The following is a 20,964-nucleotide window of genomic DNA, read 5'->3' on the forward strand; positions in this document are numbered from 1 at the left end:
CGCCGGCCGCTCGCGGGAGTCGCCCAGCCTGCCGCCGGCGGCGAAGGACCGATCCGGCTTCGGGCCGCCGCCGCAGGTCACGCCGGAGCCGCAGTCCCCTCCGCGCGGGTCGTCGCGCGGCGCTCGGCGCGGTTCCCGGCCCGGGAGCGTGTCAGGGCAGGTAGCCGGTCGCGCGGGCCGCGCTCACCGCGGCGAGGCGGGTGTGCACGCCGAGCTTGTGCATGGCGCTGCGCAGGTAGCTCTTGACGGTCTCCGCCGACACCGCCAGCCGCGCGGCGATCTCGGCGTTGCTGCAGCCGAGCGCGACGTGGGCGAGCGTGTCGACCTCGCGCGGCGTCAGCGAGGGCCGGTCGGCGACGGCCTCGCCGCGCGAGACGGCGGTGAACCGCTCGCAGGCCCGCTCCAGCCGCGCGCGCACCCCGGCGTCGCCGACCTCCGTGGCGAGGGTGCGGAGCTCGGCGAAGATCTTGCGGATCTCCTCCCACTCGCCCGCGGTGAGCGCCTCCCCCGACGACCGGCGCGTCCCGGCCTCGGCGAGGGCCGCGACGCGGCGGCGGGCCTCGTCGTCGGCGGCCAGGTCGCGCGCCAGCCGGTGCGCCCGGGCCGCCACCTCGTCGACGACCCGATCTCCCAACGGCACGGCCTGCCGCAGCCCGGCGTACAGCACCGCGCGGACCTGGCCGGAGACGAGGACCGGCGCGGCGACGATCGAGAGCAGCCCCTCGGCGCCGACGGCCCGGTCGTACTCGTGACTGATGCCCGTGTCGTTGGGGTAGTCGCGCACGGCGAGCGGCCGGCGCATGACGATCACGCGCCCGCCCAGCCCGGCTCCGGCGGCGACCTTCAGCCCGCGCAGCGCCCCGGTGCCGGTGCCGACCAGCTCGCGCAGGCACAGGTCACCGCGGGTCACCGGGCCGCCGAAGGTGACCGGCAGCCCCGTCGCGGCCCGCACGGCGGCCAGCGCGGCCCGGATGCGGGACCCGCTCCCGCCTGTCTCCGCCAGTGCCCTCGACATCGCCGCCCTTCCGCCTCCCGCCCACGCTAGTCAGCCCCCGGAGCCCCGGCAAGGCACGCGGCCGGCGGGGCGCCCGGCCGTCAACCGGCCGTCCCGCCGGGGGCCCGCAGCCCGAGTTCCTCGATCGCCCGGTCGCGCATCTCCACCTTGCGGATCTTGCCGCTGACCGTCATGGGGAACGACTCGACCACCCGGACGTAGCGGGGGATCTTGTAGTGGGCCAGGCGTCCGCGGCAGAACTCGGCGACCTCCTCCCGGGTCAGGGTGTCGCCGGGGTCGCGCAGGATGGCGCAGGCCAGGATCTCCTCACCGTACTTCTCGTCGGGCACGCCGATCACCTGGACGTCGGAGATCTTCGGGTGGGTGTAGAGGTACTCCTCGATCTCGCGCGGGTAGACGTTCTCCCCGCCGCGGATGATCATGTCCTTGATGCGGCCGACGATGGCGACGTAGCCGTCCTCGCGCATCGTGGCCAGGTCCCCGGTGTGCATCCAGCGGGCGGAGTCGATCACCTCCGCGGTCTTGCCCGGTTCGTTCCAGTAGCCGAGCATCACCGAGTACCCCCTCGTGCACAGCTCCCCCGGCTCGCCGGCCGGCACGGTGAGCCCGGTCGCCGGGTCGACGATCTTGACCTCGACGTGCGGCATCACCCTGCCGACGGTCGCGGTGCGGCGCTCCAGGTCGTCCTCGGCCCGGGTCTGGGTGGACACCGGGGAGGTCTCGGTCATGCCGTAGCAGATGGCGACCTCGGCCATGTTCATCTCGGAGATCACCCGCTTCATGACCTCCACCGGGCACGGGGAGCCCGCCATGATGCCGGTGCGCAGGCTGCCCAGGTCGTACTCCGCGAAATCCGGCAGGCCGAGCTCGGCGATGAACATGGTCGGCACCCCGTACAGGGCGGTGGCCCGCTCCCCGGAGACGGCCCGCAGCGTCGCGGCCGGGTCGAAGGCGGGCCCCGGGATGACGATGCACGCGCCGTGGCTGGTGGCGCCGAGGTTGCCCATCACCATGCCGAAGCAGTGGTAGAACGGCACCGGCAGGCAGATCCGGTCGTGTTCGGTGATCCCGAGCAGCTCGGTGACGAAGTAGCCGTTGTTGAGGATGTTGTGGTGCGACAGCGTCGCGCCCTTGGGGAAGCCGGTCGTGCCGGAGGTGTACTGGATGTTGATCGGGTCGTCGCAGGACAGCTCGGCGGCGCGGCGGGCCAGCGCCTCCGGTCCCCGGGCCGCGGCCCCCCGGACGAACCGGTCCCAGCCGGGGTCGCCGATGTAGACGACGGCGCGCAGCGCCGGGCAGCGCTCCCGGACGGCCTCGACCATCTCGCGGTAGTCGCTGGACTTGTGGCGCGGCGCGGACACCAGCACGCTGACGCCCGACTGGTTGAGCACGTACTCCAGCTCGTGGGTGCGGTAGGCGGGGTTGACGTTCACCATGATCGCGCCGATCTTGGCGGTCGCGTACTGCACCAGCACCCACTCCGGGCAGTTGGGCGCCCAGATGCCGACCCGGTCGCCCTTGGCCACCCCGAGCGCCAGCAGCGCCCGCGCCACCTCGTCGACGTCCCGCCCGAGCTGCGCGTAGGTCCAGCGCCTGCCGCTCGGGCAGTCGACCAGCGCCTCACGGTCGGCGAAGGCGGTCACCGTCCGGTCGAGGTTCGCCCCGATGGTGTCACCCAGCAGCGGGCGCTCCGAGGTTCCGCCGGCATAGGACGTCGTCATCTCTGCCTCCCTGCTCAGACCTCCATCGTCCGACCTGTGAGCTGGATCTCACCACCCCCGAACGGGGGTGGTGAGAGATTCCGTGACCGGGCGCGAACCAGGTGCGTGCCGGGGGCGTCGTAGCCGGTGTGATCCGCATGCCGCTCGCCGCCGCCCTGGCGTTCGCCGCCGTCCTGCCCCTCGCCGGTTGCACCGGGGGCGCGCCCCCGGCCGGGCCGCCCGCCACACCGTCCGCCGCGTCATCGGGCACGCCGGGGCCGGGGGACGCCGTGATCCGCTTCCTGAGGTGCGGTCCCGAGACGTGCGGTGGCGGCGACCGGCTGAGCGTCGCCGGTGACGGCAGGGCCGTCACGCTGCGGGACGGCGAGCTGGTGGCCCTCGCGCTGCCCGTGTCCGAGGTGGAGGACATGCGGGCCCGCCTGGTGAAGTCCCTGGCCGTGCGGCCGGGGACACTCGACCGCACGGGAGGGGCCACCGACCAGCCGTTCACCGTCATCACCGCGGTGGCGTCCGACGGGCGGGTCCACGAGACCCGGCTGCAGGGCGGGCCGCTGGTCGAGGACGAGTGGTTCGTCGCCGAGGCGGAGCGCCTGACGACCCTGACCCGGCGGGTTCTCACCTCCGGCGCAGTGGACCGCACCGCGCCGATCGAGGTGGTGGCGCACCGGGACGAGAACACCGATCCCGTACGGCGTGCGACCTGGCCCACCGGTGTCCCCGCACCGGCCCTGTCCTCCGGGCCCCATGGCCTCACCAGGCGGGAGTACCGGGGCCGGGAGGCGGCCGCGGTGCGCGCCTCGCTGGGCGCGGCCGGGGACGACGTGGCGGTACGGGTGGGCGGGGAGACGCTGATCGCCTCGTGGCAGGCGGTGCTCCCCTAGGTTCCGCCGCTACGCCGACCGCCCGATGGGCTCGCCGCGTGAGCCGGAGGTGCTCGTCCACATGGCCCACGCCTGTCCGACCACGAGATCGCCAAGGCGTTGCTCATCGGCGAACCCACCGTGAAGACGCACATCGACCGGATCTTCGCCAAGGCCGGCCGCGATCGCGGTCAGGCCCGCGAGGCCGTCATCCTCACCCTGGTCGAACACCTCGGAGGCGAGGAGCACGCACTGTCCCACGCCACAGCGTTTGTCCTGGTCAACGGTGATTTCCATGACTCCTCCCGGGTGTCAGTCGTGAAGGGAGGCGCCGCCGTCGATCGACCAGGTCTGGCCGTTGACCCACTCGGCGTCGTCGGACAGGAGGAACGCCACCGCGGACGCCAGGTCGGCGGGCCGGCCGAGGCGGGTGCTGCGGGTACCGGCCAGCCCGGCGGCCTTGAACTCCTCGCTCATCTGGGCCTGCCCGGTCTCGCTGAGGACCATGCCGGGGGACACGCCGTTGCAGCGGATGCCCTCCTTGCCCCAGCGGGAGGCGATGTGCCGGGTGAGAGCGTTCACTCCGGCCTTGGACGCGGCGTAGGCGGGGCGCAGCGGCTCGCCGACGAAGGCGGCGCCGGAGGAGGTGTTGACGATGGCGCCGCCGCCGTTGGCGAGCAGGAGCGGGATCGCGGCGCGGCAGGTGTGGGCGTAGCCGATGAGGTTGACCTCCAGCGTGCGCCGCCAGACCTCCACGTCCATCTGCGACAGGTTGGCGTCGCGGCCGATGGTGTCGAGCGACAGGTCCGCGCCCACGTTGAACAGCCCGTCCACCCCGCCGAACTCGGTCACCGCCCGCTCGAACAGCGCCTTCACCGAGTCCTCGTCGGCCAGGTCGAACGCGGCCGCCGCCGCCGCACCGCCGGCGTCAGCGATCCTCTCGGCGGTCGTCCGGGCCCCGGCGGCGTTGACGTCGCCGATCAGGACGCGGCAGCCTTCCTCGGCCAGGCGTTCGGCGGTGGCCGCGCCGATGCCGGTGGCGCCGCCGCAGACGACGATCCTCTTGCCGTGCAGTCCTCGCATCATGTGGTCCATTCGTCGGAGACGGCGGCCGTCCACAGGCCGACCAGGGCGTCGATGAGGCCGGTCGCGGTGGCCGCCCAGGTGGTGGGGGCGGCCGGTCCGCCCTCGTTCAGGGCGCGCTCCCGCTCGGCCAGCGCGTGCACCAGGAGCAGGCGGCTCATGTCGGCGCGCTCCCGGCGTACCGCCGCGGGCACGTCGGGCAGCAGGCGGAGCATGCCGACGAGGCTGGCGCGCATGGACGGCGTGGCCGCGGACTCCTCGATGACGATCTGCCGCATGGCCGGCACGGTGTTGATCTGCGCCATGCACTGGGCCCGCCGGCTCGGCACGCCGAGCGCGTCGAGGTGGTCCGTGGCCGGCCGTACCAGGCAGGAGATCCAGTCGCGCAGGTCGCCGGAGTCGCCGATCTCGGCCAGCAGCCGCAGCCGCCGTTCCTCCAGGTCCGCCGTGTAGCGGCGGACGATCGCCCGCACCAGGTCGGCCTTGGTGCCGAAGTGGTAGCCGACGGCGAAGTGGTTGGCCTGCCCGGCCGCCTCGCTGATCTGCCGGTTGGAGACCTCGCCGACGCCGTGCTCGGCGAACAGCCGCTCGGCGGCGTCGAGGATGGCCTCGCGGGTCTCCTGGGCCCGCGCCGCCTTGCCTGCCGCGCTCACCACCGGACCGGCACCTGTTGCAGCCCGCCGACCACGAGCCCCTCCCGGCGCCGTAGCTCGTCGGCCGGTATGGCCAGCTCGAGCGAGGGAAGCCGCTCCAGCAGCACCTTCAGCACGGTCTGCAGTTCGGTGCGGGCCAGCGCCTGGCCCAGGCAGGAGTGCGGGCCGGCGCCGAAGGCCACGTGCGGGTTGGGCGAGCGGTCCAGGCGCATCCGGTCCGCACCGTCGAACTGCCGCTCGTCGCGGTTGGCGGCGGCCATGCTGCAGATCACCGTGGTGCCCTTCGGCAGCGTCTCGCCCGCGACCTCGACCTCTTCGCTGAGGTAGCGCGGCATGCCGAAGCCGGGGTTGGCGTCGAAGCGCAGGACCTCCTCCACCGCCGGGCGGATCAGCGCGCGGTCGGCCAGCAGCGCCTGCCACCGGGCGCGGTCGGCCAGCAGCATCGCGGCCATCTTGCCGATCATGTTCGCGGTGGTCTCGTGCCCGGCCACCAGCAGTGCCTTGGCCGTGCCCAGCATGAGCTGCTCGGTGAGCCGCCCCTCCAGGCCCTCGACCATCGACAGCAGCTCGCTGATCAGGTCCTGGCCGGGTTCGGCCCGCTTGGCCTCCACCAGCGCCACGAGGTAGGCGTCGAAGTCGGCCTGGGCCGCGTCGATCTCCTCCTGGGTGAACCTGGTCATGCTGAGCATGGTGTCGGACCAGTACGCGAACCTGTCGCGGTCGGAGTCGGGCACGCCCAGCAGGTCGCAGATGGCCCAGACCGGGAGCGGGAAGCCGACGGCGCCCACCAGGTCGGCGGGCGCGCCCTCGCCGACCATCCGCTCGACCAGGTGCTCGGCCATCGCCTCGATCCTGGGCTGCATCGCGATGACCCGCTTGGCGGTGAACGCCTTGCCCACCAGCTGGCGCCAGGCGCGGTGCTCGTCGCCGCTCATGCTGCTGCCGCCGCTGCCGAACACCCCGCCCGACTCGTTGGCGGTCACGCGGGCGGCGTCCGGCGCGTCGAGCTGGCGGGTGAAGCGCGGGTCCGACAGGACCTGCTTGACGTCGGCGTACCGGGTGAGCAGCAGCGCGGTGTCGCCGCTGGCCAGCCGGATCGGCGCGATGGGGCAGCCGTCGCGCAGCTCTGCCCACTCTGACGGCGGCTCGAGCGCACTGGGGTTGGGGAACGGGTACTGCGGCGCGGTGCCGGACACGTGGCCTCCCGAAATGTGGATAGGCACATTTAAGTCATCATGCTTAATTAAGTCAATCGACTTGAACAGCGAAATGCGCCGACCGGCCGTTGCCGGGACCGTCTGCGTGGCCGTAACGAAATCGAGGTCGATCGTCCCGGCCCGCATGCGCAGCAGGACGCCGCCGCGTTCATCCCCGATCCGCCCCCGCGGGGCCTCGGCGGCCGGAGGAACACCCCTCGCCCCACGGGTGGACTCGGTGGCGCCACGGTCAGGTCGGCGGCGGGCCCGGCCGACGGTGGCGGGCCCGGCCGGCGGTGGCGGGTCCGGCCGGCGGCCCCGGGCGGCAGGAATAATCCCACCGCCCCCACGTTATGAGGGTTGAACTTTCAACGATATGGAGGATGGTGAGCGCGATGCAGTTCGGTATCTTCACCGTCGGCGACGTCACGACCGACCCCACCACGGGCAGGACGCCGAGCGAGCACGAGCGGATCAAGGCGATGGTCACCATCGCGCTCAAGGCCGAGGAGGTCGGCCTGGACGTGTTCGCGACCGGCGAGCACCACAACCCGCCCTTCGTGCCGTCGTCGCCGACGACCATGCTCGGCTACATCGCCGCCCGGACCGAGCGGCTCATCCTCTCCACGTCCACGACGCTGATCACCACGAACGACCCGGTCAAGATCGCCGAGGACTTCGCGATGCTCCAGCACCTGGCCGACGGGCGCGTCGACCTGATGATGGGCCGCGGCAACACCGGGCCGGTCTACCCGTGGTTCGGCCAGGACATCCGGAACGGCATCCCGCTGGCCATCGAGAACTACGCCCTGCTGCACAAGCTGTGGCGCGAGGACGTCGTCGACTGGCAGGGCCGCTTCCGCACGCCCCTGCAGTCGTTCACCTCGACGCCCCGGCCGCTGGACGGGGTCCCGCCGTTCGTCTGGCACGGCTCGATCCGCAGCCCGGAGATCGCCGAGCAGGCCGCTTACTACGGCGACGGGTTCTTCGCCAACAACATCTTCTGGCCCAAGGAGCACTTCATCCGCCTGATCAACCTCTACCGGGAGCGCTTCGCCCACTACGGGCACGGCACCCCGGAGCAGGCCATCGTCGGGCTCGGCGGCCAGGTGTTCATGCGCAAGAACTCCCAGGACGCGGTGCGCGAGTTCCGCCCCTACTTCGACAACGCTCCCGTCTACGGCCACGGCCCGTCGCTGGAGCAGTTCACGGCCGAGACCCCGCTGACCGTGGGCAGCCCGCAGGAGGTCATCGACAGGACGCTGAAGTTCCGGGAGTACTTCGGCGACTACCAGCGCCAGCTGTTCCTGATGGACCACGCCGGCCTGCCGTTGAAGACCGTGCTGGAGCAGCTCGACATCCTCGGCGAGGAGGTCGTGCCCGTCCTGCGCAGGGAGTTCGCCATCGGCCGGCCCGCCGGGGTGCCCGACGCCCCCACGCACGCGTCCCTGGTCGCCCGGCGCGACGCCGGGGCCGCGACCGGCGAGGAGCCGTCCGTCCCCGCCGGTTCCCAGGCCTGACCGGCCCCCGTCCCGCCCCGGAAGCGGCTCCGGTTCCGGGGCCGGTCCCGGAACCGCCACCCACCACCCGCCGCCGGCGGCCCGCATCCGCCCCCGGGCCCCGCACACACCCCTGGAGGAATTCGATGAAGCCCCTGAAGCTCGCGGTCGTCTCGGCGGGCCTCAGCCAGCCGTCGTCGACGCGCCTGCTGGGCGACCGGCTGGCCGAGGCGACCGAGCGGCTCCTGGCCGGCCGGGACCGCCCGGTCGAGGTCCGCGTGGTCGAACTGCGCGGCCTGGCCGTCGACATCGCGAACAACCTGGTGACCGGCTTCCCCGGCGCCACGCTGCGTGAGGCGATCGAGGCCGTCACGGAGGCGGACGGCGTCATCGCGGTGACCCCGATCTTCACCGCCTCCTACAGCGGCCTGTTCAAATCGTTCTTCGACGTGATCGGGAACACCGCGCTGGCCGGCAAGCCCGTGCTGATCGCGGCGACCGGCGGCACGGCGCGGCACTCCCTGGCCCTGGAGCACGCCCTGCGCCCGCTCTTCTCCTACCTGCGCGCGCTGGTGGTGCCCACCGCCGTCTACGCCGCGTCCGAGGACTGGGGCACGGGCGGCGACGCCCGCACCGACGGCCTCGCCACCCGCGTCACCCGCGCGGCCGGGGAACTGGCCGACCTGATGGCCGGCCGCCCGGCCGCGCCCGAGCCGGTCGAGACCGTCATCCCGTTCGAGCAGCAGCTCGCGGCGCTGCGGCCCTGACCCCGGGCCGCGCGCCGCGGCCCGGCCACGATCACCCCGGTGCGCCGATCGACGCATGAGCCCGTATGCGCGTGCGCGTCCGGACCCGGCTGCTCCCGGGAGGGCGGGCCGTGATCACCCGGCGGCGGCCCCGCGGGCTGCGGCGACGAAGCTCCTGATGAGCCCGGCGTCCTTGACCCCGGGTGCGGTCTCCACGCCGCTCGACACGTCGACCCCCCACGGCCGGGCGGCGGCGACGGCCTCGGCCACGTTCGACGGGGCCAGGCCACCGGCCAGCATCCAGCGGCCCGCCGGGCGCCCGCGCACCGCCGCCCAGTCCCAGGGCTCCCCGGAGCCGGGCCTGGGCGCGTCGACGATGAGCATGTCCTCGTCGAAGGCGCCGCAGCGCAGGTCTCCGGACGCGGCCCCGGCCCGCACCAGTGTGACGCCGAGATCCTTCAGCGCCGTGAAATCCTCGTGCGGGTGGTCGCCGTGGAGCTGGACGGCGCGCACCCCGGCCTCCAGGGTGGCCGCCCGGACCTCGTCCGTGGTCTCGCCGGCGAAGACGGCCACGGTCAGCACGTGCGGGGGCACCGCCGCGGCCAGCTCGCGCGCCCGCGCGGGGGTCACCCGCCGCGGACTCCCGGTGAGGACGAAACCGATGGCGTCCGCGCCCGCCTCCACGGCGGCCGCCACATGCTCGGGCTCGCGCAGCCCGCAGATCTTCACGTACACCCTGTGCAGACTAGCGCCGAGGGCCTCCCCGGACGAGGTCGAGCAGGCCCGGAACCGGGCCGAGGGGGCCGGGACCGGCCCCGGGCCACCCGCCCGGCCCGATGTTCCGGGCAGGCGGGGCGTGAAGCGGGCGCCGTACCGTCTACGCTGGCCTTTGACGAGGTACGGGAGGTATGTTGCGATTCCCGCGTCGGTCCGAGAACGGGTAAATCTGATGACGGTCGAGGATCCGTTGGCGGACGGGCTGACGGAGGCGTTCCTCCGGCAGCACCGCCGCTACACGAGCCACCAGGTGGCCGCGATGGCGGGCGTGCCGGTCTACCGCGCCCGGCGGTTCTGGCGTGCCCTGGGCTTCCCCAACGTCGCCGACGACGCGGTGGAGTTCACCGACGCCGACATCGACGCGCTCAGAACCCTGGTCGGACTGGTCCGGGACGGCACGTACGACGAGGAGCGGGTGCTTCTGATGACCCGGTCGCTGGGCAGGGCCACCGCCCGGCTGGCCGAGTCGCAGGCCGAGCTGGGCGCCGAGAGCCTCGACCAGGCCGGGGTCCCGCTCCAGGAGCGCGCCGCCGCCTGGCGCACGCGGGCCGACCGGGTGGTGCCGGATCTCGAACGCCTGCTGGTCTACGCCTGGCGGCGCCAGCTGGCCTCGGCCGCGGGCCGCATCGTGGACCAGGAGATCAGCACCGTGCGGCTGGCCGTGGGCTTCGCCGACCTGGTCGGGTTCACCCGGTTGAGCCGCCAGATCACCGAATCGGAGCTGGCCCGCCTCGTCGAGCGCTTCGAGAGCCGGTCCGCCGACGTCGTCACCTCGTCGGGGGGACGGGTGGTGAAGACGCTCGGCGACTCGGTGCTGTTCGTCACCGACACCGCCGCCACGGCGGCCGACATCGCCCTGCGGCTGGTGGAGATCCACGCCAGGGCCAAGACCATGCCCGCGCTGCGGGTGGGCCTGGCGATCGGCCAGGTGATCGGCCGCATGGGCGACGTGTTCGGCACCACGGTCAACCTGGCCAGCAGGCTCACCGCGCTCGCGCCGGCCGACGCCGTGCTCGCCGATCCCGCGATGGCGGAGGAGTTGAAGGGCGACGCCGCGTTCGCGCTTCGCCCGGTGGACCGTCTCACCGTGCGGGGGCTGGGCGAGCTGGTCCCGTTCGTCATCACCCGGGGGTGATCCCCGGGCACCCGGCGCCCGCGCGGCCTCACGGCCCGGCTCTCGGGGACGGGTCCGGGTCCGGGGACGGGTCCGGGAGGTGCGCGCCGCCCGGCGGACGCGGCCGTGAACGCGGAAAGAGGCCGCCTCACGGCCACCCCCGCCGTCACCCGGGAGGGGGCCGCGAGGCGGCCGTACGGGCCCGTCCTCAGGGAGCGGCGAGACGCCGCTCCAGCGCCTCGATCTCCTCGGCGCCCCGGTGCACCCGGAACGTGGTGTGGTACGTCCTGGACTCGCCGGGCCCCAGCCAGATCATGCTGCCGTCCTCACGGGCCGCCGCGTCGCCCGCCACATGGTGCGTCGACGGTTCCAGACCGACGGCGTAGTTCCCGGAGCGCAGGTTCATCCACTGGAAGAAGCACGGGAACTCGTCGGCCCGCCACATGACGCTGACCGCCGTTCCCAGCCGGTCGTTGACGATCGCCGCCCCGGTCAGCCCGTCCTCGCCGACGGCGAGGGCGTGCTCGTACACCTGCTCCACGAAGCCCGGCAGCGGAGGCGGCATCACCCGGTTGTCCACGCCCTGCTCGGCGACGCTCTCGGTCTGCCACAGCGTCTTCACGACCGGCGCGAGGAACCGGGCGCCCTCGTCGAGCAGCGGCCAGCCGAGGTTGATGTGGTACAGGAACATGTGCGGGGTGGGATCGAACCCGGCGTTGACCACGGTGTCGACCAGGCGGATCTCGTCACCGCCGAGGTCGGCCTCGATCCGCCGGGTCAGCCGGAGATGCTCACCGAAGATCGTGGCCTGGCGGACCTCGCCCTCGGCCCAGAGCACGCAGCGGTCGCCGTCCCACCGCTCGCCGTACCCGGTCAGCCGGGCGGGGATGTTGCCGGCCCGGCCGTGCAGGCCGTGCCAGGTCTTCTGCTTCGGCGGGTACCGGTAGGACTCCGCGTCCACCTCCCCGCCGAACAGCGTGTGGTCCAGGCCCGCGGTGACGATCAGGCCGGAGAAGGAGCGCAGCCACGAGAGCCCGTCCTCGTCGGCGTGCTCGTGCAGCCCGGGGTGGCGGAAGCCGGTCGCGGACCGCCAGCCGAAGGCCCGGCCGCCGTGCTCGGCCGCGCCGATGTCCATGCAGCGGTCGACGAGCACGTCGAACGCCAGGCCGCTGCCGGTGCGGAACTCCAGGGTCCGGATGCCCCGTTCGACCCCGTCGTCCAGCGTGACGAGCCGCACCCCTCCGGCGGCGCTCAGGTCGCCCGCCCGCGCGGCGAGATCCTGCCTGCCCAGGTCCTGTCCGTGCATCCTCATGCCATCACCCATCCTCCGTTGACCTCGATCGTCTGGCCGGTGACGAACGACGCGTCGGGCCCGGTGAGGAAGGACACGACCGCCGCCAGCTCCTCTCCCCGGCCGCGCCGCTTCAGCGACTGCCGCTCCAGCACGAAGCGGTCGTACTCCTCCGGATCCGGGTGGATCTTCTCCGCGTCCGTCGGGAAGGCTCCCGGGGAGACGCAGTTGACCCGGATCTCGTGCGGCCCGAGCTCCCGGGCCAGCGCTCTGGTGAGCGCGGCGGCGGCGCCCTTCGTCGAGACGTAGGCCGCGAGGTCGGACCAGCCGCCGTGCATGGTGATCGACGCGATGTTCACGATCGCCCCTCCCCCGGCCGGGATCATCTGGGCGGTCGCGAGCTGCGCGGCGATCCAGTACGCCCGCTGGTTGACCGCGACGACGTCGTCGTACTCCGCGAGCGGGACGTCGGGGAACGGGCGGCTGGGGTAGACGGCCGCGTTGTTCACCAGGATCCGCACCGGGCCGAGCCGCTCCGCCGTCCGGGCGAACGCGTCCTCGATGGCGGCGGCGTCGCGCAGGTCCGCCACGAGGGGAAGGGCCGTGCCGCCCTGTTTCTCCACCAGCCGCGCGGTCTCCTCGACCTGGGCGGCGGTGATGTCGAGCACGGCCACGGCGTGGCCGTCCGACGCGAGCCTGAGGGCGATCGCCCGGCCGAGGGCGCCCCCGGCTCCGGTGACGAGTGCCGTCGTCATATCTCGCCTCCCACATTCCGACATTTATCACTCATGTTCTTCAACCCACCAAAACCCGCGGGGGCACCCCGGTCACCGGGGAACCGCGGCGTGCCGCGCGGCGCGCCAGAGGGCGTCGAGCCGGTCGAGCAGGGCGGGGTGCGGGGTTCCCTCGGCGAGCCCGTCCCGCAGCGCGGCCGACGCGCCGGCCTGGAAACCGATGTAGCCGGGGAACCGGGGCCGCACCCAGGCGGCCTCGAGCGTGGGCAGGGTGTCCCGGTAGAAGTCGCCGAAGCGGGCGTTCACCGCGTCGTCGGCCCACGCGGCGAGGGCGGCGGGCTGGCCGTCCTCGGCCGGGAAGAGCTCCGCCTGGACCGGCTCGGACAGCAACCTGCGCAGGTGCGCCCGGACCGCGTCCCGGTCGGCGGGGTCCGTCACGCGGGCCGACACGGCGAGACCCGTGCCGCCGAGCACGCTGCCGGGCCGCCCGCCGGGCCGCCAGCCGGGCGCCCCGGAGGCCGCCAGCCGGTGGTGGCCGTCCCGCTCGCGATGGTACGAGGCGTACCCGTAGACGAGGGGGCAGTAGGCGGGCCCCCCGTCTCCGGCCATCGCCGAGAGCACGCCGATGGGGTTGCGCCGTGACACCTCCGCGTCGGCCAGCGCGGCGAGCCGCCCGATCAGGTCGAGGACGGCCAGGCCGGTGGCGCGGGGCACGAACTCCTCGTCCCCGGCCCCCGGTTCCGCGCCGGCGGCGACGGCGACGGCGCAGAACATGAGGAAGGCGTGCGGCCCGCCGAGGCAGAGCGCCACCGGCGCCGAACGCGCCAGGCCGACGACCTCCTCCCAGGTCGCGGGGGGCTCGCCGGGCAGCAGGTCGGGCCGGGAGACCGCCACCTGGGTGGCCGCGTCGAGCGGCAGCGCCCAGGTCCGGCCGCCGAGGGTGTAGCTCTCGAAGGACGGACCGGCCGTACCGGCCCGCCAGGCGGCGAGCTCGTCGCCGCCGAACAGCTCGTCCATGGCCACCAGGGCACCGGAGTCGACGGCGGCGCCCAGCCCGGGGTGGTCGACGATCAGCAGGTCGTGGCTCTCCGCGAGCCGGGCGATCGGCTCGGCCTCGAACCCCTCCAGGGACTGGCGCTCCCAGCGCAGCGCGGGGGCGAGGGCCCCGTAGCGGTGCGGCCCCGCCTCGTCGAGGCGGGCCAGCCGGAGCAGCGGCGCGTAGCCGCGCGGGTGGTCCCAGGTGAGACCGAGCAGCCCGGCCGCCGTCACCCCTCCTCCACGGCTATCACGCCGGTCTCGACCAGGGCGTCCAGCCGGTCGGCGGGCAGGCCGAGCTCGGCGAGGATCTCCCGGGTGTGCTGCCCGGCCAGCGGCGCGCCGCGCCGCACCTCGGGCGGGGTCGCGCTGAAGCCGTACGGGAAGCCCGGGGTGGTCACCCGCCCCTCCGTCGGATGCTCGTAGGTGACGAAGGACCCGTTGTGCCGCACCTGCGGATCGTCCACGACGTCGGCGTACGAGTGGACCGGACCGGCCCAGATGCCGTGCGCGGTGAACAGTTCCAGCCACTCGGCGGCCGTGCGCCGGAGCAGCCGCTCCCGGACGACGGCGGTGATCTCGTCCCGGCGCGTGTGGCCGTCGACGTCGGTGTCGAGGCCGGCCAGTTCCGGCGCGTCGAGCACGGCGGCCAGCTCGGGCAGCGGCGGCATCGCCAGCGCGAGGTAGCCGTCGGCGGTCGCGAACACGCCGTACGGGGCGCGGATGTAGGTGTGCCCGTGCGGCTCCGCGCCGCGGCGCTGCGGCACGCCGCCCACGGTGAAGATCGACAGTTCCTGCATCTGCACGGCGATGGCGGCGTCCAGCATGTTGACCGTCACCCGCTGTCCCTCGCCGGTCCGCTCCCGGTGGAGCAGCGCGGCGAGCGCGCCCTCGAAGGCGCTGTAGGCGGTGATCGCGTCGATGGCGTAGGTGCCGGAGGGCAGCGGGGCGTCGGACTCCCGCCCGGTGCTGAACATGGCTCCGCTCATCGCCTGCAGCAGCAGGTCCTGACCCGGCCGGGTGGCGTAGGGACCGGACTCGCCGTACCCCGACATCGACACGTAGACGATGCGCGGGTTGATCTCGCGGATCGACTCGTAGTCCATGCCGAGCCGCTCGGCCACACCGGGCCGGTAGTTCTGCAGGAAGACGTCGGCGGTGCGGGCGAGGTCACGGACGATCTCGCGGCCCTCCTCCGTCTTGAGGTTCACCGCGAGGCTGCGCTTGTTCCGGTTCAGCGAGAGGAAGGACGCGTTCACGCGCTTGCCCGTGGCCCCGCCGGCCGGGGCGTGGCGCTGCCACTCGCCGGTCACCGGTTCGACCTTGACCACGTCGGCCCCCAGGTCGCCCAGGCGCATCGCGGCGAGCGGCCCGGCCATCGCGATCGACAGGTCGATCACGCGGTAGCCGTCCAGGATTCCCATGGTTCTCTCCCCCTCAGCGACCGGTGAACCGGGGTTCGCGCCGCTGCGCGAACGCCTCCCGCCCCTCGGCGGCGTCCTGTGTCGCGAAACAGATGGTCTGCAGGTCACGCTCGTACTGGATGGCCTGGTCGAGAGGCATCGAGTAGGTCGCGTGCAGGTTGGCCTTGGCGGTCTGCGCCGCGATCGGCGCCCGGGCCGCGATGCGGCCGGCCAGCTCCCGCGCGGCCGGCAGCAGTTCCTCCGGCTCGACGACCCGGCTGACCAGCCCCCAGGCGAGCGCCTGCCGCGCGTCGATCGGGTCGCCGGTGAGCAGCATGAGCGCCGCGTTGCTCGGCCCGGCGCTGTGCGCGAGCAGGGCGGACTGCCCCGTCCCGCCGATCCACCCGAGTTTGATCTCGGGCGCGGCGAAGGTCGCGCCGGTCGCGGCCAGCCGGATGTCGCAGGACATGGCCAGCTCCAGGCCGCCTCCGTAGGCGTAGCCGTTCACCGCCGCGATCACCGGCTTGCGGATGGAGCGCACGCTGTCGCCGTAGTCGCGGCGGTTGCGGAACTTCCAGGGGGTGTCGTATCCGTCGAGTTCACGGATGTCGCTGCCCACGCAGAAGGACCGCTCCCCGGCACCGGTCAGCACGACCACCCGGATGGCCGGGTCCTCGTTCACCGCGTCCGCGTGGTCGCGCAGGGCGTCGGCCATCTCCGGGGTGAGGGCGTTCAGCTTGGCCGGCCGGTTCAGGGTCAGGACGGCGACCGGGCCGTCGACGTCGAGCACGACGCCCGTCGGTTCGCTCATGGAGTGGTGTCACCTCATTTCATTGGATATCGATCCGGGTGCGGGCACGCGTCTGCCCGCCGCCGGGGCGTGGGGCACGCCCCGGCGTCGATTCGTCACGGGGTAGGGGATGGGGGATGTACGGGTGGGGGGCGCGGCCCCGCCGCGGCTCTCAGCCGCCGCAGCAGAGCCGGATGTGCTGTTCGGCGTCGGACCGCGCGACCTCGACCACGTCGCGCATCGCCTCCTCCGCCTTGCGGTGGTGGCGGCGGCGGATGGCCACCGCCACCCTCTCGTGGTTGGGAAGCGTCTCCTTGTTGTGGGCGACCGCCCGGGTGTGCACCTGCCGTACCGAGCGCAGGGCGATGCTGATCATCTCGTAGATGTAGAGGAGCAGGTCGTTGCCGCTCGCCGCGAACACCGCCCGGTGGAAACCGAGGTCGGCCTCGATGAAGGCGTCGGGGTCGTCGGCGGTCGCGTAGAGCGCGGCCAGGGCCTCGTCGATCCTGCGGACGCCCTCGGCGTCCGCCCGCTCGGCGGCGACCCGGGCCGCGCCGGGTTCCAGCGCGACCCGCAGATCCGCCAGCACCCGGACGTCCCGCGGCTGGGGAGCGGGAACGAACCGCCAGCTCAGCACGTCGGGATCGAGAAGGTTCCAGGAGTCCCGCGGCCGTACCCGGGTGCCGGCGCTGGTCCGGCTCTGCAGCAGCCCTTTGCCCGCGAGCACCTTGACCCCCTCGCGGACCGCGGACCGCCCGACGCCGAGTTCGGCGACGAGTTGTTCCTCGGTCGGGAGCGGGTTGCCGGGATCGAGCTCACCGCTCACGATCTGCCGGCCGAGCGTGTGCACCACGTGGGCGTGACGGGGGCCTTCCGGGTACGGGCGAGTGACCACGAGGTCTCCTCAGATCCTGATCGAGGGCCCGGCGCCGGGAGGGGGCGCCGGGCGGTGGAGGGTGACGTTCCTCATGAGATCAGACGCCGACCTCGATCATCCGGGCATCGACGAACTCCTTGGCCGCCGGGGCCTCGTCCTCGGTCACGTGTTCGATGATCACTGTCATGTTGGGGTGCCGGGCGGCCAGCAGCTCGAAGAACAGGGGGTAGTTCAGCGCCCCCTGGCCGGGCCCGTGCAGTTCCATGGCGCCGACGCCGCGGAAGGAGAGGTACTCCGCCGCGCCGGTCTCCGCGTGCTTCTCGCCCGTGTCGGCGGCGCGGGCGACGTCCTTGGCGTGCGCGATGCGGATCTTGTCGCCGAGGTCGGCGAACATCCGGCGCATGACGCCGTCCATGTCGTCGATGTTGTGGTCCTCGTAGTAGTTGGTGGGGTCCATCACGAGGCCGAGGTGCGGGCTGTCGATGTCGCGGAACAGCCGCAGCGTGGCGTCGATGGAACCGATCACGTTGTTGACGTAGGTCTCCACGCAGAAGACCGCGTCGTGCTCCCGGGCCACCTCGACCAGCTCGCCGACCATGTCGAGGCACTCGGCGTAGCCCGCCTCGGTGGTGTTCCGCGGGTGCGGGGCCCAGTCGCTCTCCGTGTTGAAGGTGCCGGTCTCGCTGATCACGTACGGCGTGCCGAGGTTGCGGCCGTTGCGGATCAGCGCCTTGAGCCGCTCGTTGCGCCGCTTCCGCTCCGCCGGGTCGGGGTGGACGATGTTGGTGTAGCCGGAGACGCTCACGATGGGCAGGTCGTGCCGCCGGTAGGTGTCGCGGATCTCCGCGCACTGCCGCTCGCTCAGCCCGCCCTCCGCGTACGTGGGGTCGGCGAAGTCGAGGTCGAACTGCACGGCGTTGAAGCCGTGCGCGCGGATCCGCCGCGCGGCCTCCGCCAGATCGTGCTGGTAGATGCCGGAGAAGATGCCGACCTGGAGCACTGTGGACCTCCTTGGTGGGGGGTGGGACGGTTCGGGATCAGAGGAATTCGGCGACCGGCACCGCGCGGCGCTCGGCGACCGAGCGGTACGCCGCCTCGACCAGCGCCATGGTGCGCAGGTTGTCCCGGGCGTCGAGCACGGGGCGCTCCCCTCGCGCGACGGCGTGCTGGAGCTGTTCCATCACACCGGCGAAGGCGTCGGGGAACCAGCGCGTGGACCAGGAGGGCTCGACCCAGTTCCCGCCGGTGTTCTTGCTGCTGTAGCGCAACGTGCTCGGTGAGCCGTCCGGGTAGTCGGGCCAGCCGATCGTGCCCTGGGCCAGCCCTTCGGTGCCCTCGACCCGCCAGCCGATCCCGGCGTCGCAGTCGACGCCCTGGTCGATGGGGCCCGTCCAGACGTCGTCGAGGCTCACCGCGAGCGCGCCGTTCTCGAACCGGATGGTCGAGACGACCACGCCGTCCGTGTGCGCGAAGGTGGTGCGCGGGTCCGTCCGGGCCGCGGTGTAGACGTCGACGGGCTCGCCGAGCAGGAAGCGCAGCACGTCCAGGTGGTGGATGCTCATGTTGAGCAGGGTCAGCCGGCCGTAGTCGGCGAGGAACGCCTGCCAGTGGGGCACCGCGCGCATGTCGATCGTCGCCGTGACGATCTCGCCCAGCTCTCCCCGGTCGATGAGCTGCTTCAGCACCCGCATCGACTGGTCGTAGCGCATGTTCTGGTTGATCGAGAGGGTCTTTCCCGCCGCCTCGGCCTCCTCGACGAGGGCCCGGGCGTCCTGCAGGGAGAGCGCGAAGGGCTTCTGCGCGAGGATGCCCTTGATGTGCGGCTGCCGCAGCGCCCGGCGGATCAGGTCGGGCTGCAGGTGCGGCGGGTAGGCGATGTCGAGGATCTCGACCTGCTCGTCCTCGATCAGTTCCTCCGGCGTGGCGTGCACCGTGGGGATGTCCCATCGCCGCGCGGTCTCCTCGGCGCGTTCCCTGGTCCGCGAGGCGAGGGCCCGGACGGTGAAACCCGCCCGCCGGTAGGCGTCGAGCTGCACGTCGGCCATGATGAACCCCGCGCCGATCGCCCCGATGCCGAAGTCCCTGCACCGGATGGGCGGATCCGGCAGCAGTCCTGTGGTTTCCCCCACGTGTCCTCCTCGAACGCCCTTCACCAGGGCGATTACCGGGGTGTGAGCGGTTTCGCTGCCGGGAGCGTAGCCCGGTGAACGACGGCCTGACTAGACCCTTCATCAGATGAAGTTTCTCGATCATCCGATGAACCTTGACCAAGTCGGGAGTCGCGCCTACCGTCTTGGCAGCACGGGGCCGGAAGACCGGATCGGCACCGAGGAGCCACCGGCAGACCCACCGGCAGAACCCCGAGCAGAGGAGAAGCCGTGCACATCGTGCGTTACACCACCGGCGACGGCGGCCCCCCGCGGGTCGGCCTCGCGCAACGGCTCCCCGGGGAGGTACGGGAGCTCGACGGGTTCGCCACCGTCGGCGAGCTGCTCCGGCTCCGCCTGCCGGAGATCCAGGAGCGCTGCGCGTCCGCCGCGGGCCCCGCGGCCGGCACCGTACGGCTGCTGCCCCCCGTCGACGGCAGGATGGAGGTCTGGGCGGCCGGGGTCACCTACCGCCGGTCCCGGGAGGCCCGGGTCGCCGAGAGCGAGCGGGCGGCGAGCGTGTACGAGCTGGTCTACGACGCCGACCGGCCGGAGCTGTTCTTCAAGTCCGCGGCGTGGCGGGTGACCGGGGACGGCGGGCAGGTGTCCGTCCGCGCCGACTCCTCGGTGAACGTCCCCGAGCCCGAGCTGGCCCTGGTGCTCAACCGCCACGGCGAGATCGTGGGATACACCGTCTGCAACGACATGAGCTCCCGGAGCATCGAGGGCGAGAACCCGCTCTACCTGCCGCAGGCCAAGATCTACCTCGGCGCCTGCGCGGTGGGACCGGCGATCCGGCCGGCCTGGGAGGTCCCGGACCCGTACGCCCTGGAGATCACGCTCACCATCCGCCGCGAGGGCGGCGTGGTGTGGGACGGCAGGTCCGCCACCTCCGAGCTGCACCGCAAGCTCGACGAGCTGGCCGGGTACCTCTTCCGCGAGGACGTCTTCCCCGACGGGGCCGTGCTCGCCACCGGCACGAGCCTGGTCCCCGAGCTGCCGTTCACCCTCCTGCCGGGCGACGAGATCACGATCGCGATCGGCGAGGTCGGCACCCTGGTCAGCACGGTCGTCCGCGGCAAGGCGGGCATGGGCCCGCTCGCGGCGGACCTGTAGACCCGGCGGACCCCGACACGGCGGGCCCGCGAACACGGCGGGCCCGTGGAAACGGCGGGCCCGCAGGCACGGCGAGCCTGGAGGGGGCGGCGGGCCTGCGGGCCCGGCCGCCCTCACCCGGAACGGCTCAGGAGGGGCGCGGCACCGGGCGGCGGCGGCGCCACGCGTCGAGGATGTGCGCGGACATGGCGCTCGCCGCCCCGTCGGCGTCGCGGTCGAGAAGACAGCGGTACACCTGGGCATGGCCGAGGTTGGACAGCTCGCAGTCTTCGGGGCGGGGATGCCCGGTGTAGCGGAGGCTGGTCCGCGCCTCGGCGTGCACGGTGCGGACGATGGCCCGGCCGAGGCGGTTGCCCGAGGCCGTCATCACGCGATCGTGGAAGGCCACGTCGGTCTCGACGAACATCTCCGGGATCCGGGTCTGGGCGGTGAGCCGCTCCAGCACCGCCTCGATCTCGCGCAGGTCGGCGTCGGTCGCGGCGAGGGCGGCCTGGGCGGCCATCTGCGACTCCAGCGCCCGCCGCACCTCGACGAGCTGGTCGAGCACCCGGAGCTCGTCGTCGTACCGCACGGTGGCGGACAGGACCATGGGGTCGAGAAGGTTCCAGTCGTCCTCCTCGGTCACGCTCGTGCCCGACCCCTGCCTGGCCCGGACGAGCCCCTTCTCCTCCAGGACCTTCACGGCCTCGCGGACCGTCGTGCGGCTCACGTCGAACGTCTCGCAGAGGACGGGCTCCGGCGGCAGCGGTGCGCCGGGGGGGAGGTCACCGGAGACGATCCGGTCCACCAGCGTGGTCACCACGACCGAGGCCAGCCTCCTGGGACGCTTGGGCACCCGCTCAAGCAGGGGTGACTGCAGATTCGTCTCGGTAGGGGAACCCGCCATCAACTGACCGCCTTATCGGGA

21 protein-coding genes are annotated in these 20,964 nt (G+C 73.1%); 5 read left to right on the forward strand and 16 right to left on the reverse strand.

What is annotated here, in order from left to right; all coding sequences use genetic code 11:
- Window positions 1-151 precede the first annotated feature (151 nt).
- Entirely contained in the window at window positions 152-1,015 is an 864-nt protein-coding gene (locus ABD841_RS29700; RefSeq protein ID WP_344978694.1) for a LuxR C-terminal-related transcriptional regulator, read from the reverse strand.
- 80 nt (window positions 1,016-1,095) lie between these two features.
- Window positions 1,096-2,736: an AMP-binding protein gene (locus tag ABD841_RS29705; RefSeq protein ID WP_344978696.1), complete on the reverse strand. Its 1,641-nt coding sequence runs from the start codon at window positions 2,734-2,736 to the stop codon at window positions 1,096-1,098.
- 128 nt (window positions 2,737-2,864) lie between these two features.
- Between ABD841_RS29705 and ABD841_RS29710 the strand changes: the two genes are divergently transcribed.
- Window positions 2,865-3,617 (forward strand): hypothetical protein, encoded by a 753-nt coding sequence (locus ABD841_RS29710; protein WP_344978698.1) that lies wholly within the window; start codon window positions 2,865-2,867, stop codon window positions 3,615-3,617.
- Between the two features lie 9 nt (window positions 3,618-3,626).
- Here the strand turns inward: ABD841_RS29710 and ABD841_RS40940 are convergent, their stop codons facing one another.
- Genes ABD841_RS40940 through ABD841_RS29730 form a run of 4 tightly spaced genes read right to left on the reverse strand, consistent with a single transcriptional unit; the run spans window position 3,627 to window position 6,528 of the window.
- Window positions 3,627-3,893: a ferredoxin gene (locus ABD841_RS40940; RefSeq protein WP_425582063.1), complete on the reverse strand. Its 267-nt coding sequence runs from the start codon at window positions 3,891-3,893 to the stop codon at window positions 3,627-3,629.
- 15 nt (window positions 3,894-3,908) lie between these two features.
- Window positions 3,909-4,682 carry an SDR family NAD(P)-dependent oxidoreductase gene (locus ABD841_RS29720; RefSeq protein WP_344978700.1) on the reverse strand — a complete coding sequence of 258 codons (774 nt, stop codon included), beginning with the start codon at window positions 4,680-4,682 and terminating at the stop codon, window positions 3,909-3,911.
- Window positions 4,679-5,335, reverse strand: coding sequence for a TetR/AcrR family transcriptional regulator (locus tag ABD841_RS29725; RefSeq protein WP_344978702.1), 657 nt, complete (start codon window positions 5,333-5,335; stop codon window positions 4,679-4,681). Before ABD841_RS29725 ends, ABD841_RS29720 begins: the two co-directional genes overlap by 4 nt.
- Window positions 5,329-6,528 (reverse strand): cytochrome P450, encoded by a 1,200-nt coding sequence (locus ABD841_RS29730; protein WP_344978704.1) that lies wholly within the window; start codon window positions 6,526-6,528, stop codon window positions 5,329-5,331. The genes ABD841_RS29725 and ABD841_RS29730 overlap by 7 nt, the downstream gene beginning before the upstream one ends.
- 395 nt (window positions 6,529-6,923) lie before the next feature.
- On the opposite strand from ABD841_RS29730, the gene ABD841_RS29735 reads away from it, so the two are divergent.
- Window positions 6,924-8,048: an LLM class flavin-dependent oxidoreductase gene (locus tag ABD841_RS29735; protein ID WP_344978705.1), complete on the forward strand. Its 1,125-nt coding sequence runs from the start codon at window positions 6,924-6,926 to the stop codon at window positions 8,046-8,048.
- 125 nt (window positions 8,049-8,173) lie between these two features.
- Entirely contained in the window at window positions 8,174-8,794 is a 621-nt protein-coding gene (locus ABD841_RS29740; protein WP_344978707.1) for an FMN reductase, read from the forward strand.
- Window positions 8,795-8,908: 114 nt separating this feature from the next.
- On the opposite strand, the gene ABD841_RS29745 is transcribed toward ABD841_RS29740, so the two are convergent.
- Window positions 8,909-9,508: a phosphoribosylanthranilate isomerase gene (locus ABD841_RS29745; protein WP_344978709.1), complete on the reverse strand. Its 600-nt coding sequence runs from the start codon at window positions 9,506-9,508 to the stop codon at window positions 8,909-8,911.
- A 214-nt stretch (window positions 9,509-9,722) separates the two neighbouring features.
- Between ABD841_RS29745 and ABD841_RS29750 the strand changes: the two genes are divergently transcribed.
- Window positions 9,723-10,685: an adenylate/guanylate cyclase domain-containing protein gene (locus ABD841_RS29750; RefSeq protein ID WP_344978711.1), complete on the forward strand. Its 963-nt coding sequence runs from the start codon at window positions 9,723-9,725 to the stop codon at window positions 10,683-10,685.
- Between the two features lie 187 nt (window positions 10,686-10,872).
- On the opposite strand, the gene ABD841_RS29755 is transcribed toward ABD841_RS29750, so the two are convergent.
- From ABD841_RS29755 to ABD841_RS29790, 8 genes are all read right to left on the reverse strand, one after another.
- Window positions 10,873-11,976, reverse strand: a complete 1,104-nt coding sequence (locus tag ABD841_RS29755; protein ID WP_344978713.1) for an aldose 1-epimerase family protein — start codon at window positions 11,974-11,976, stop codon at window positions 10,873-10,875.
- Window positions 11,973-12,710: an SDR family NAD(P)-dependent oxidoreductase gene (locus ABD841_RS29760; RefSeq protein WP_344978715.1), complete on the reverse strand. Its 738-nt coding sequence runs from the start codon at window positions 12,708-12,710 to the stop codon at window positions 11,973-11,975. Before ABD841_RS29760 ends, ABD841_RS29755 begins: the two co-directional genes overlap by 4 nt.
- 72 nt (window positions 12,711-12,782) lie before the next feature.
- On the reverse strand, window positions 12,783-13,958 hold the full coding sequence (locus ABD841_RS29765) for a hypothetical protein (protein ID WP_344978717.1): 1,176 nt from the start codon (window positions 13,956-13,958) through the stop codon (window positions 12,783-12,785).
- Window positions 13,955-15,148 carry a CaiB/BaiF CoA transferase family protein gene (locus ABD841_RS29770; RefSeq protein ID WP_344978719.1) on the reverse strand — a complete coding sequence of 398 codons (1,194 nt, stop codon included), beginning with the start codon at window positions 15,146-15,148 and terminating at the stop codon, window positions 13,955-13,957. The genes ABD841_RS29765 and ABD841_RS29770 overlap by 4 nt, the downstream gene beginning before the upstream one ends.
- A 13-nt stretch (window positions 15,149-15,161) precedes the next feature.
- The gene (locus tag ABD841_RS29775) at window positions 15,162-15,938 is read right to left on the reverse strand and encodes an enoyl-CoA hydratase/isomerase family protein (protein WP_344978720.1); all 777 of its coding nucleotides are present in this window, start codon (window positions 15,936-15,938) and stop codon (window positions 15,162-15,164) included.
- Window positions 15,939-16,089: 151 nt separating this feature from the next.
- Entirely contained in the window at window positions 16,090-16,812 is a 723-nt protein-coding gene (locus tag ABD841_RS29780; RefSeq protein ID WP_344978722.1) for a FadR/GntR family transcriptional regulator, read from the reverse strand.
- Between the two features lie 79 nt (window positions 16,813-16,891).
- On the reverse strand, window positions 16,892-17,794 hold the full coding sequence (locus ABD841_RS29785) for a sugar phosphate isomerase/epimerase family protein (protein ID WP_344978723.1): 903 nt from the start codon (window positions 17,792-17,794) through the stop codon (window positions 16,892-16,894).
- A gap of 37 nt (window positions 17,795-17,831) precedes the next feature.
- Window positions 17,832-18,923: a Gfo/Idh/MocA family protein gene (locus ABD841_RS29790; protein WP_344978725.1), complete on the reverse strand. Its 1,092-nt coding sequence runs from the start codon at window positions 18,921-18,923 to the stop codon at window positions 17,832-17,834.
- 249 nt (window positions 18,924-19,172) lie between these two features.
- Here ABD841_RS29790 and ABD841_RS29795 point away from each other — a divergent pair, with 249 nt between their 5' ends.
- The gene (locus tag ABD841_RS29795) at window positions 19,173-20,057 is read left to right on the forward strand and encodes a fumarylacetoacetate hydrolase family protein (protein ID WP_344978726.1); all 885 of its coding nucleotides are present in this window, start codon (window positions 19,173-19,175) and stop codon (window positions 20,055-20,057) included.
- A gap of 127 nt (window positions 20,058-20,184) precedes the next feature.
- On the opposite strand, the gene ABD841_RS29800 is transcribed toward ABD841_RS29795, so the two are convergent.
- Window positions 20,185-20,943, reverse strand: a complete 759-nt coding sequence (locus ABD841_RS29800; protein ID WP_344978728.1) for a FadR/GntR family transcriptional regulator — start codon at window positions 20,941-20,943, stop codon at window positions 20,185-20,187.
- Window positions 20,944-20,964: the final 21 nt, after the last annotated feature.

It is taken from the genome of Streptosporangium fragile, from assembly GCF_039534445.1.
GTDB lineage: Bacteria > Actinomycetota > Actinomycetes > Streptosporangiales > Streptosporangiaceae > Streptosporangium > Streptosporangium fragile.